Source organism: Calothrix sp. FACHB-168 (assembly GCF_963889195.1).
Taxonomy (GTDB): Bacteria; Cyanobacteriota; Cyanobacteriia; order Cyanobacteriales; family Nostocaceae; genus Aulosira; species Aulosira anomala_A.
Map to the genome: position 1 here is coordinate 57,756 of NZ_CAWPNJ010000030.1, position 12,321 is coordinate 70,076.

At 42.0% G+C, this 12,321-nt stretch carries 9 protein-coding genes; 5 read left to right on the top strand and 4 right to left on the bottom strand.

Annotated features, from left to right (window positions below):
* The first annotated feature begins 116 nt into the window (after positions 1-116).
* Positions 117-818, top strand: a complete 702-nt coding sequence (locus tag AACW45_RS18425; protein ID WP_190628288.1) for a calcium-binding protein — start codon at positions 117-119, stop codon at positions 816-818.
* A 272-nt stretch (positions 819-1,090) separates the two neighbouring features.
* The gene (locus AACW45_RS18430) at positions 1,091-2,722 is read left to right on the top strand and encodes a tetratricopeptide repeat protein (RefSeq protein ID WP_190628292.1); all 1,632 of its coding nucleotides are present in this window, start codon (positions 1,091-1,093) and stop codon (positions 2,720-2,722) included.
* 260 nt (positions 2,723-2,982) lie between these two features.
* On the opposite strand, the gene AACW45_RS18435 is transcribed toward AACW45_RS18430, so the two are convergent.
* A complete protein-coding gene (locus tag AACW45_RS18435; RefSeq protein WP_190628294.1) occupies positions 2,983-3,132 on the bottom strand; it encodes a hypothetical protein in 150 nt (49 codons plus the stop codon).
* A 205-nt stretch (positions 3,133-3,337) separates the two neighbouring features.
* Here AACW45_RS18435 and AACW45_RS18440 point away from each other — a divergent pair, with 205 nt between their 5' ends.
* On the top strand, positions 3,338-3,907 hold the full coding sequence (locus AACW45_RS18440) for a hypothetical protein (protein ID WP_373462036.1): 570 nt from the start codon (positions 3,338-3,340) through the stop codon (positions 3,905-3,907).
* Between the two features lie 75 nt (positions 3,908-3,982).
* Positions 3,983-4,609, top strand: coding sequence for a Uma2 family endonuclease (locus AACW45_RS18445; protein WP_190628298.1), 627 nt, complete (start codon positions 3,983-3,985; stop codon positions 4,607-4,609).
* 199 nt (positions 4,610-4,808) lie between these two features.
* Here the strand turns inward: AACW45_RS18445 and AACW45_RS18450 are convergent, their stop codons facing one another.
* The 3 genes from AACW45_RS18450 to AACW45_RS18460 form a co-directional block, all read right to left on the bottom strand.
* Positions 4,809-5,789 carry a PRC-barrel domain-containing protein gene (locus AACW45_RS18450; protein WP_190628300.1) on the bottom strand — a complete coding sequence of 327 codons (981 nt, stop codon included), beginning with the start codon at positions 5,787-5,789 and terminating at the stop codon, positions 4,809-4,811.
* Positions 5,790-5,847: 58 nt separating this feature from the next.
* Positions 5,848-9,519, bottom strand: coding sequence for a chromosome segregation protein SMC (gene smc, locus AACW45_RS18455; protein WP_190628301.1), 3,672 nt, complete (start codon positions 9,517-9,519; stop codon positions 5,848-5,850).
* Positions 9,520-9,747: 228 nt separating this feature from the next.
* Positions 9,748-9,936, bottom strand: coding sequence for a hypothetical protein (locus tag AACW45_RS18460; RefSeq protein ID WP_190628303.1), 189 nt, complete (start codon positions 9,934-9,936; stop codon positions 9,748-9,750).
* Positions 9,937-10,004: 68 nt separating this feature from the next.
* On the opposite strand from AACW45_RS18460, the gene AACW45_RS18465 reads away from it, so the two are divergent.
* Complete coding sequence (locus tag AACW45_RS18465; protein WP_190628305.1) at positions 10,005-12,191, top strand: glycoside hydrolase family 10 protein; 2,187 nt, start codon at positions 10,005-10,007, stop codon at positions 12,189-12,191.
* Positions 12,192-12,321: the final 130 nt, after the last annotated feature.

Below are 12,321 nucleotides of genomic sequence, written 5' to 3' on the forward strand. Positions count from 1 at the left end.
GGATTTCTAACCCCTAAAGCTTTCAGCCGCTATAAGCACAAAGCCCATTTAGATGGGATAACCTCAAAGGCTTATTAATCGACAACAAGCATTTCTGAAAATTTAGGAGATTACCCATGTTTGCAGCAGATAGAACAAACATTCATCCTTTAGATGCTAAAAATACCAGTTTTGTGAATGGTACTCAAGCAAGCCTACTTGACTCCAGCTTGGATCTGAAAGTCCTCAGTACAGACAATGGATTTATTAGCAAGTCTAGCAGTAGTGCCTCAAGCTTAACAGACTTGACTGTATCTCAACAATCATCGCACTTTTCAGTTGGTGAGTATAGCAACAAAAATACCACTTACAGCTTAAAAGATTACAATACCAATGCTCTCCTCAGTAGCGACGATAATGACCTCACTGGTACCAGTGGCAATGATACCCTAGAGGGTGGCAGCGGCGATGACATCCTCTTAGGTTTGAGTGGTGATGATATTTTGTTTGGTGGAGATGGAGACGATCGCCTTGACGGTTATGGAACTAGTGGCACAGAATATGACACTCTAGTTGGTGGTGCTGGGTATGATACTTTCGTAATTGGTGGTGACTGGGGAGTTTCATACCAAGACGATGGTTTTGCGACTATTACTGACTGGGATTTCCAGACAGATTTTATCGAAGCTGTTGGTGATGCTAGTCAATATACACTAGTGTCAGAAGACTACTCTGGTAGTTCCGCTCTCGATACGGCGATTTACTTTGGTGATGATTTGATTTGTGTTGTAGAAGACTCAACCAACGTAAACTTTGATCGGGATTTCATCTTTGTTTAAAGTGGTTAGGGACTGTTTTCAAGTCTGACGTTATTCCTCAAATTTTGCGCCGATCCCCCCAACCCCCCTTAACAAGCAAAAAGCCTTAGATCCCCTTTTTCAGGGGGAATTAAGGGGATCTAAGACTTTGAAAATACGCCCTAGTGAAGGAGAAGAAGGGGAAAAATAGGAATGCCCAATGCCCAATACTTCGACTTCGCTCAGTACAAGTGCCCCATGCCCAATGCCCCATCACCTGATATAATCTCATCAAAAGACTCGCAGAATTTTCAATGGACTGGATTACTTTACTGCGATCGCTACAGTCTGATTTTATTAAGAGGTTAACGTCTGGTTGTCTGCTTCATTGTGAAACAGAAGGTCAATATAGTGAGTTAACTATAATCTCTGGAGAGAGGTTAAAAGCACTCAGAGATTTTTGCTGGCTGATGGCTGAAAAATATAAACGTACTTCGCCAGTGCGGGATGTTTTTATTAGTAATTTAAAAGGGAAACTCGGTGAGGAAGTTGTTAAAGAACGTTTAGCCGATTTTATTACAGAAGTTGATTATGAAAAACGTTTCGGTGGTGATGGTAAAATTGATTTTACTTTAACTGCTAACCCTACAATTGGAGTTGAAGTAAAATCGCGTCACGGCACTATTGATAAGGTAAGATGGTCGGTTAGTTCGGAAGAAGTGGAAAAAAATGCAGTTATTGTCTGTGTTTTAATCCAAGAAGAAGTGCATGAAGCGCAAAGCGAATATCATCTTTTTTTAGCTGGTTTTCTACCAACACAAATGATTAAACTCAAAAGAGGAAGAATTGCTTTTGGGATTAATCAATTACTTTATGGTGGTGGTTTATATGCTTATTTAGAACAGTTACAAGGCGAACAACCAATTCAACAACCAGCAACAAATAATAATTATCATCCGCCGCAAGTTACAGCAATTCATCAAAATAATCATCAGCTAAACAAGCTAGTTGCATATCCGAAAAAAGAAGAGGTTTTGTTAGAACCAGAACCAGATTTAAATTTAATTTATGTAAATCTCGGCGATAAATCTTTTGAGCAAGGCGAATCTGATAAAGCGATTATCAACTATAATCAAGCCTTGGAACTTGACCCTGAGAATGCCGAAGTTTATTACAAACGGGGAATGGTGCGCTATCACCTGGGAGATTACGAAGGTGCGATCGCAGATTATACTCAAGTTATCCAAATTAATCTCAATCATCCCAAAGCTTACCAGCAAAGAGGTTTAGCTCGTTATCAGCTAGGAGATTATCATTCAGCAATTGATGATTATACTCAAGCCATCAGACTTAATCCCCATGTAGCCGTGACTTACAGGAACCGTGGTGATGCTCGTTCTCATTTAGGCGATCGTCAAGGCGCTATTGAAGATTATTCTCAGGCAATCAAAATTAATCCCCATTATGCAGTTACAGATAAAAATAGCAGTATTTCTCGCTATTTACTGATAGAACAACAAAAATTTACCCAAGCCATTAAAATTAATTCAAATGATGCTGTTGCTTATTATAACCGCGCTCAAGCCCGTGCTGATTTAGGCGATTATGAGGGAACAATTGCTGATTATACCCAAGCAATTAAGATTAATCCTAATTATGTGGATGCTTATTATAGCCGTGGTAATGCCCATTTTGATTTAGGGGATTATCACAATGCCATGAAAGATTATACTCAGGTAATTAAGCTAAATTCTCATTATGTTGATGCTTATTATAATCGCGGTCATGCTCGTTTTGGTATTGGCGATAAGCAAGGCGCATTAGAAGATTTCCAAAAAGCAGCAGATATTTATTGGAAAGAAGGAAAGATAGCCGAACACAACGAAGCTAGAGAAAAAATTTTAGATTTAGAAATTGAGGAATCATTGGATATTTTAAATTTTTAATGAGTTCTTTAGATTTAGTTGGGCATTGGGCATTGGGCACTTGTACTGAGCGAAGTCGAAGTATTGGGCATGGGAAAGCGATATTTTCATGTTTATTTGTGAGATTATTTCGTGATTGACTACCTTAAAAATAGGAGTTAGAGACTAGAGAAGATAGATTTTTATTGTTCTTGGTGAAAGCAGTTTAAAGTCTCTTGTAAAAGTCCTAATTTCCGCGTTCTTCTCTGCGCCTCTGCGCCTCTGCGTGAGCTTTCAACCTTCTAATCAACAAAACCATAATATTTATACAATAACTCTATTCCATTGATTTCGCGGTACAATGGTTTATTGGGTGAAATTTGCGCGATCGCATGATAATTAACGGCAGATATACTGAGGACAGTGAGGAATATAAAACCGATTTTTCGCATATTTAAGTTATTTCCTCAGACTGTATCTGTATAAATTGTTAAATTTACAATTCTCAGACTTATATCTCAAAATAACAGTTCCTTGATTAGCTACAATTTTGCAGACCGCTATTTTTTAAAACTCTGGACAATCGGCGTAATTCAATACTAGAATTGGGCTAAAAACTTAAGTATTTACTAGTAAATAGGTGAGAGGATTGTGATGATAACCTTTGGTTTTAAATATTTCACTGCTGCTTGTACTGCAATTTTACTAGCCAGTACTCACCATTTACCCGATCCGGCGATCGCATCTGTAAACAATCAGTCTCAGCAAATAGCCCAAAATCAAGCTCAAACAACTAATTCTGAACCTAATTTAGTATTTAGACCTATTTTAGCTAAAATCAAGCAAAAGAGCCGAATTCGTATATTATTACCCAAATTTATTCCTGAATCCGATGGCGTAACCAAAATTTACGCTATTGTCGAAAGCGCTACCAGAAATAAATACGAAATTTTACTAGGTTTTAGTCCCGATTGTAATGGTGGAACGGCTTGTAGGTTGGGCGTTGTCACTGCGGAAGCTGTAACGCGGAAAACACCTAGCCTCACAGGTAAAACTGTGACTTTAGCAAGGGGAATCAGGGGTTATTTTGTCGATGCTACCTGTGGTGCGAATTGCTCAGATGCTACCTTGACTTGGCGGCAACGGGGAGTGCAATATACTGTAGGGTTAAAAGCAGGCGATCGCGCTTCGTTGATTAAAATGGCTAATTCTGCGATTAATCCCTAAATGTCGATGCAGTTTTGCAGTGGCTTGTTGGTGTAGATTTGAAAGATATATAAGGCGATATAAAGGCGAAAAATTATGACTCAAGCCTTACGTAAGTTGGTAACATTTGATGATTTTATCGCTTGGTATCCAGAAAACTCCCAAAAACGCTATGAATTGTATGACGGAGTAATTGTTGAGATGACACCACCTACAGGCGATCATGAACAAGTAATTGGGTTTTTAGTTGGAGAAATAGTTGCAGAATATAAACGGTTAAAACTACCTTACTTCATTCCTAAAACAGCGTTTATCAAGCCGTTAGAGGGTGATTCAGCTTATTCTCCAGATGTGTTGGTATTAAATCAGCCTAATTTAGTCAATGAGCCTCGATGGAAAAAAGAATCGACTGTCAGCCAAGCTGAATCAATTCCCTTAGTAATTGAGGTGGTGAGTACTAACTGGAGAGATGATTATTTAAAAAAAGCGGCTGACTATGAAGCGGTAGGTATCCCGGAATACTGGATTGTTGATTATGCAGCGTTAGGTGGTAGGCGGTTTATTGGTAACCCAAAAAAACCAACTATTACAGTTTACTCGTTAGTTGAGGGGGAATACCAAGTTCGGCAGTTCCTTGCAGGAGAACGCCTGATATCACAAGCTTTCCCAGAATTAAATTTGAATGCTGAACAAATTTTTCAAATTGGCGGTGTGTCAAGCTAGAACATCGATTCAGTAGTAGTAAGTAGGTTGGGTAGAACGAAGTGAAACCCAACAATTGCAAGACTTTGAGGTGTTGGGTTTCGTTCCTCAACCCAACCTACGCAGTTTAAGATTAATAAATTAAACCCCTCTTCGCGGGCGAGGAGAGGTTTAAATTTAAAATCAATTACGAATTACGAATTATGAATTACGAATTACTTTAATATCCTTCTTCTTCGTATTCTGGCTGTTTCTCTTTGACTTTCTTGGGAATATTCACGGGTTGGGGTTCATCTTCCCAAGCATCGCCTTCTACGTCGTCGTAATTGTCGTATTCATCGACATAAGGCTTTTTGTAGGGTTGCGCTTCAAATTTCACAGGCTGTTGATACCTGTCTTTGTCTGTCGCTTCACTCCAGTTGTCTTCTTCGTCGTCTTCTTCGTATTGAATCGATTCGTATTGACGCGCTTGCATGACTTGGCGCTGGGGTTTTTCTTCTTCAATATAATCTTCGTCCCATTCTTCCCTCGCTACGGGTTCGGGGGTGCGGACTTTGGGTTTGGGTGGTTGTAATGGTACACCACTTGGGAGTTGATTTCCAGGGGCGACGGTACGGGGTGCGGCGTAGTATTCTTCATCAGCGTCTCGTTCCCAAGGTGCTTTACCAATACCCAGACGTTCGAGAACGCCAACTGACAATTGGGTGGTTCTTTCTTCTGCACCTTCAAAGACAATCAATCTACTAGGCCCTGTGCTGACGACTTCATCAATTGAAAGTTCGTAGGTACTTAGGACTTGTTCGGGAATTTGGGGTAATCCCAAGGAGGCGATGACTATGGAGTGGAGTTTACCATTTTCACCGTTAAATTTAAAGCCGCGCACTCTTCCTAATACTTCACCTGTTTCTGTAATTACTTCCCAGTTAATCAGGTTACTTAAGGCTTCAATTTCAATATCTTCGATTACGTCCTCGTTATCTACCAGGATGACATCGCCAATCTGGCTGATACTGCTCAGGTACATGTTGCGTGGTATACCAGAAATAGAGATCAGGCTGTCTCTCAAGCCAAGAGCTACAACCTCTCGTTGATCTATATCCACCCAGACTTGACTAACGATACCTACTCGCTTACCGTTGTCGCGGGTAATCACCTGAGTATTTAATATGTCGGAACGCCTAATTATCTGTTCAGAGGTCATTCTATACCGAGTCCTGATCTCGAATCCGGTTAATCTATACACTATTATTAACAAAAACTCAAGCAGATGTATGGTCGGCTGGCAATTTAATTCCCAAAACTTGGGTGTAAGCTCCCCGTGCTTGAGTAACGCCTATTGTGCGTTCGGCTGATTCTATCATCGGGCGGCGCAAACTCACAACTATAAATTGTGCTTGTTTAGCCTGTTGTTTAATCATTTTAGCTAATCGTTCTACGTTTGCCCCATCTAAGAACATATCAACTTCATCGAAGGCGTAGAAGGGGGAGGGACGATAGCGTTGCAAAGAAAAGATAAAACTTAAGGCTGTGAGGGATTTTTCACCCCCAGACATGGAAGCTAATCGCTGTACTGGTTTACCTTTGGGGTGCGCAACTAAGTTTAAGCCACTGCTAAAGGGATCTTCGGGATCGTCTAGTTGTAAGTATCCGTCACCTTCGGAAAGGGTGGCGAAAATTGATTGGAAGTTTTCGTTCACGGCGTCGAAGGCTTCTTTAAAGGCGCGTTGGCGTAATGTAGTAAAGTTTTCAATGCGCAAAAGTAATTCGGTGCGCTCTCCTTCTAGGGTTTCCAGCTTTTGCGTCAGTTCTTGGAGACGGTTTTGTGTGCGTTCGTATTCTTCTAAGGCCAGCATATTTACTGGTTCCATTGCTTGTAAACGTTTGGCAAGCGATCGCAATTCTTTCTGCAATTCTTCTAAGTCTACTTGATCAGGGACTTCTGGCAGTGGATCAGGTAATTCTGGCGCTAAGGTTTGCAGTTGTTCTCTGACGTTAACTAATTCCTCGCGCCTAGCTGTGAGGGTTTCTTGCAGTTTTTCTAGTTCCCATTCTAGTTGTTGTTGCCGCAGTAAATGCGATCGCAATTCTTGTTCGGTGCGATCGCGTTTTTGTTTCTCTTCCCCTAAATTCTGTTCCATCTCGCTCAATTTGGCACGAGTTTCGGCAATTTGGCTGCTGAGGGCGCTATGTTGAGTTGTAATGGTTGCGAGTTGATTTTGCTGGGTTTCTTGCTCTTGCTGGTACTGGGTGATGCGTTCTTCGGCTTCTTGGATTTTCTCTTGTAAGCGTTGCTGTTGATTTTCTAAATTTCTTAATCTTTGTTCTGCTTCCCGTAAAGCTGTTTCTCTTTGTTGTAATTGTTGCTCTTGGTTTTTAATGGTGGCTTGGATTTGTTGCCATTCGCTAGGGGTTTGGGAGGCTTCTAACTCTGCTAGAGTTTGTCGCAATTGTTGCAACTGCGTTTCCTGTCCCGGTAATTCCCGATCCAAAACTTCTAAGCGGGATTGTGCTGTGGCAAATTTTTCGCTATTTTGGGCTAATTGCGATCGCGTGTTTTCTAACTGCGCTGTTAAGGTTTTAATTTCTTTTTGCAGCTGTTCTAATTGAATTTGCTGTTCTCTTCTGGCTTGACGCGCTTCTGTCACTTGCTGCGATAAAGTTTTGGCTTTGGTTGCGAGAGTAGAAATCGCTTCGCCACACCGTTCTAAAACCTTCTCAATTTCCCCTAAACGTCTGCGTAATGCGGCGACTTCTTCCGGTTCTGCTGCTTCGCTGTTCCCAAACCGCAAAGATGAACGCTGGGTGTTACTACCGCCAGTCATCGCGCCACTAGTTTCTAGTAATTCCCCGTCTAGGGTAACGATACGGTATAAACCGAGGTTTTTCCGCGCTTGTTCTAAGGTGGAGAAAATAACAGTGTTACCAAAGACATAACTAAAGACATCTTTATAACGGCGATCGCATTCTACTAAGTTCACCGCATAATTAACAAAACCGCTAGCTAATCGGAGAGTAGCATCTTGGGTAAATCTCGGCGGATTAATTTTATTTAAAGGTAAAAATGTCGCTCTCCCGGCGCGTTTCTGCTTTAACAGTTCAATTCCCGCAGCCGCAATCCCGTCATCTTCTACCACTATATGTCCCAATCTGCCGCCAGCCGCAATTTCTAAAGCCAGTTGATAGCGGGGTTCGACTCTGCCTAACTGTACCACTAAACCACACAATCCCGGCATTCCCGATTGTAAAATCACTTTGCTGGCTTGGGTTCCTTGAATTTCCTGCTGTGCTTGCGCTTGTGCTTCTAATTTATCTAATTGGCGTTGTTTTTCTCGCTGTTCTTGTAATAATCGCTTTTGCGTATCTTGTTGAATTTGCAGTTCTTGTTCTGTGGCGGCGAGATTTTGCGCGAGATTTTGAATCGGTTCGCTAGAACTATTAAATTCTGTTTCTAAGCGACTGCATTCAGCTTGTTTTGTCGCTAATTCTGGTTCTAAACTAGTTACGAGTTGAGTTTGTTCTTGAATTTGCTGCTGTAACTGATCGTTCCGTTCTCTCAGCGTCGCTTGTTCGGTACGTTGGGGTTCGAGAGTTTGCAGCAGCGTTTCAATTTGATGGTTTAACGCCGTTTGTTGCTGTACCCAAGCTTCAGAAGCAGAAGCGATTTCCGTTGCTGCTTGGCGAGAAGTTTCTAAAGCTTGTTGCGTTTCATCCCGTTGTTGCTGACAGTAAACAATCGATTGCTTTTCCACAACCTGAGTTTCTGCTATTTGTTCGAGGGAACGCTGATGTTGTTGAATTTCTTGCTGACTTTGCGCTTGGCGTTTTGTCGTTTCTTGAATTGCGGTGTCTAATTCGCTGCGCTGACGCTGGAGTTGTTTGTGTTCGGCTTCTTGGGTAGCTAGGGTAGATTGTACTGCTAATAATTCTTCTTCACCCAAAGCTTTCACATGGGCATTGAGTTGATCTAATTCAACAGTAGTTTGCTCAATTGTAGTATTTAGGGCAGTGAGTTCGGTAGAAAGTTCTACGGATTTGCGATCGCCATTTTGAATTTGGTTAGCTAATTTTTCCTGCTGTGCTTGGAGGGAACGCCAAGATAACACTGCTTCCCAAGATTGCTTTGCTAAATATTCCGCGCGGAGTTTTTGATATTTTTCCGCTTTGGCGCGGTCTTGCGACAGGCGATCGCGTTGTACAGTTAATTCAGTTTCAATAATCCGACAACTATCTTCCTTTTCCTTCACCTCATCTAAAGTCGCCTTCGCTTGGTGAATTTTGCGATCAAATGCTGCTACACCCGCTAATTCGTCAATAATTTCGCGCCGTTCCCTGGCGTTCATCGAGATAATACTGGTAACGTCCCCTTGCAGTACAACGTTATAACCTTCAGGATAAATCCGCAGCGTCTCTAAAGCTTCATGTAATTCCGTCAGGGTACAGGATGCACCATTAATATAGTAATTCGATGTATAAGTTCCTTGGTAAGTTACCCGCAGCTTTCTGGTAACACTCCACTCATTTGAGGTTTCTGGGTTAGGAAGCTTAGAATTTGTCTTAATTTCTTCCGTTTCCTCGATTTCCTCGGTTTCCTCAACTTCTACAACTTCTACATCCTCTAAACTATCTTGTACTGTTGGCTTGGTATCATTAATCGAAACCGCATCGCTAATATCAAAAGTCACCGTCACACTAGCTTCCACAGTCGCGCGACTTTTCGCCGTTTGAGTATTATTCACCAAATCCGGTAAGCGATCGGCACGCATTCCTTTAGAACTAGCCAATCCCAGACAAAACAGCAGCGCATCGAGAATATTCGATTTACCAGAACCATTCGGCCCAGATATTACAGTAAACCCCCCCAGTAAAGGAACTTGGGTAGTACCACCAAAGGACTTAAAGTTGGTAAGTTCGACGCGCTTGACATGAACCATAGGCGCTATGCTGCTAGGCTAATGAAGTAAAAGTGTAGCAAGTAAATTTAGATTGTCTACTAATTCCGCTAGAGAATTTAGGATTTATCTATCCAAACAACAGTCAGGTGAGTTTAGCAGCATTGCCGATAAATTGGTATAGTTTTACGCAATTTTTCGCCATAGCTATTTCCGTGAGGAAGCAAACTCTGCAATTTGAACAATTGTACTAGCGTGAATATAGCAGTCTTAACTTATATCATGTTTGACGAAATAAATGTTATTGGATGAATATTTTATTGCGCTGCGCATATCAAAGGTTTGTGAAATTTTCTCCCCATTAGGGACTTCCAGAAAATCAATTATCCAATATACTCCGAAAATATTTTCTTTCTCCCCCTTACTCCCTGCTCCCTGCTCCCCTGCTGCTGAATTCACCCGCGATCGCCTTTCTGTTGCTAAATTAACAAAGTAGAATAAAAAATCACAGCTAGGTGCAATCCACAATGGTATCTACTTCTACATCATTCTCGGATATCAAAAACCATTGGGCACGCTTATTTATTGAAGCTTTATCAGCGCGTCGTATTTTAAGTGGGTATCCAAACGGGACTTTTCGTCCAGATAACTCAGTAACTCGTGCAGAATTTGCTGCCATTATTAAGAAAGTATTTACAGTAGCGCAAAAGCGCCAATATGTGCCTTTTACTGATGTCCCTACTAGCCATTGGGCTTTTAGTGCGATTCAGCAATCCTATGAAACAGCATTTATCAGTGGATATCCCGATCGCACTTTTCGCCCTAATAATAGAATTGCCAGGGGCGATGTCTTTGTCGCCATAGTCAATGGCTTGGATATTGCCACTAAAATTAAACCCGATTTGGTAAATAAGCTGTCGCAATTTTATCAAGATGCCAATGCGATCGCGGCTTATGCGAGAAATCAAGTAGCTATTGCTACTAGTACTGGGTTAGTAGCTAGCTATCCCAATATCAAATTACTCAACCCCAATATCGCCGCCACTCGCGGTGATGTTGCAGTAATAGTCTATCAAGCTTTAGTTTACCTGGGGCAAGCAGATAAAATTACCTCTACTTATTTGATTGCGCCACCCACGCCAATCCCCTCATCAACGCCAGTACCAACACCCGCACCAGCGCCAGTACCAGTACCAGTTCCAGTTCCAGCACCCGCACCAGTACCAGTTCCAGTTCCAGTACCAGCACCAGCGCCAGTTCCAGTTCCAGTTCCAGCACCCGCACCCGCACCAGTTCCAGTACCAATACCAACCCCAACACCAGCAAATACGGTGAGGGTAAATCATCAACGGGAATTTCGCGGTGTGTGGGTAGCCTCAGTTTGGAATGGAAATTGGCCTTCTAAACCGGGATTACCAACCGAACAACAAAAATCAGAATTAGTTGCGATTATTAAACGATTGCAGCAACTTAACTTTAATGCGCTAATTTTGCAGGTACGTCCCGAAGGTGATGCGCTGTATGCTTCGACTTTAGAACCTTGGAGTGCTTGGCTTACAGGAACTCAAGGGAAAGCACCAGATCCATTTTATGACCCCTTAGAATTTGCGATCGCCGAATGCCACAAACGCAACATTGAACTTCACGCTTGGTTCAATCCCTATCGCGCTAAAACCTCTATTAGACAAGGAACAAACGTCATTCCTCACATAGCCGTCACTAATCCCCAAGTTGTTTATCAATGGGGTAGTCAGCTATGGATGGACCCTGGATTGCAAATAGTCCAAGATAGAGCTTATAATGTCATTCTCGATGTTGTGCGCCGTTACGATCTCGATGGCGTTCACTTAGACGATTATTTTTACCCTTATCCCATATCCGGTCAAAATTTCCCCGATAGCAAAACCTACGAAACTTATCGACAAGCTGGCGGCGGATTGAATATCGGTGACTGGCGCAGAGAAAACGTCAACCTCATGGTGCTACGTCTAGCGGAAGGCATTAAAGCTGCCAAGCCCCATGTTAAATTTGGCATCAGTCCCTTCGGTATTTACCGACCCGGACAACCAACAGGAATTACCGGCTTAGATGCCTATGATGTTCTGTATGCCGACGCAAAGAAATGGTTAGAACAAGGTTGGATTGATTACATTGCCCCTCAACTCTACTGGCGTACCGACCAAGCACAACAAAGTTATACCGCCTTACTTAGATGGTGGACGCAGGTAAATACTAAGCAAAAACATGTTTATGCTGGTAACAATTTAACAGAACCCAGTAACAAGAGCCGGGAGAGTGAAGAAATTGAAAAACAAGTAGTATTTAGCCGTAGCCAAACGGCAAACTTGTCTTTAGGAAATATCTTCTTTAATCTCGATGTCTTGATCCAAAACAGTCAAGGTATCGCTGATAAATTCCAAACTCAGCTTTATACCAAACCTGCCATAGCACCAATTATGCCTTGGCGCGACACCACACCGCCAGCACCCCCCACCGCATTGCAATATGTCAACGGTAGACTTAATTGGCAACCAGGGGATAATCAACCAGTTCGTTCTTGGGTACTGTATCGCCAAGCGGGAGAAAATTGGGAGATTCAGCGCATTTTATCTGCTGGTACTAACTTTGCTACAGTAGGGGCAGGTACCTATGCAGTCTCCGCAGTGAATAGGTTAGCAACTGAGAGTTTAGGCGTGGTAATTACAGTTAGTTAATTTTTGCAATCTATATCTGCAAATTGAGATTATTTGTGTAACTTCCCGTCATCAAATTGATGACGCGGAAGTTTTTTAATATGGGAGTAATTAGTCACAGATATAACACTAATCTTAAACAAGAATGCGA

What these genes read in the sequence shown, in the direction of transcription:
- AACW45_RS18425 (WP_190628288.1), top strand. Translation starts at nt 117, where the DNA reads ATGTTTGCAGCAGATAGAACAAACATTCATCCTTTAGATGCTAAAAAT.
- AACW45_RS18430 (WP_190628292.1), top strand. Translation starts at nt 1,091, where the DNA reads ATGGACTGGATTACTTTACTGCGATCGCTACAGTCTGATTTTATTAAG.
- AACW45_RS18435 (WP_190628294.1), bottom strand. Translation starts at nt 3,132, where the DNA reads ATGCGAAAAATCGGTTTTATATTCCTCACTGTCCTCAGTATATCTGCC.
- AACW45_RS18445 (WP_190628298.1), top strand. Translation starts at nt 3,983, where the DNA reads ATGACTCAAGCCTTACGTAAGTTGGTAACATTTGATGATTTTATCGCT.
- AACW45_RS18450 (WP_190628300.1), bottom strand. Translation starts at nt 5,789, where the DNA reads ATGACCTCTGAACAGATAATTAGGCGTTCCGACATATTAAATACTCAG.
- smc (WP_190628301.1), bottom strand. Translation starts at nt 9,519, where the DNA reads ATGGTTCATGTCAAGCGCGTCGAACTTACCAACTTTAAGTCCTTTGGT.
- AACW45_RS18465 (WP_190628305.1), top strand. Translation starts at nt 10,005, where the DNA reads ATGGTATCTACTTCTACATCATTCTCGGATATCAAAAACCATTGGGCA.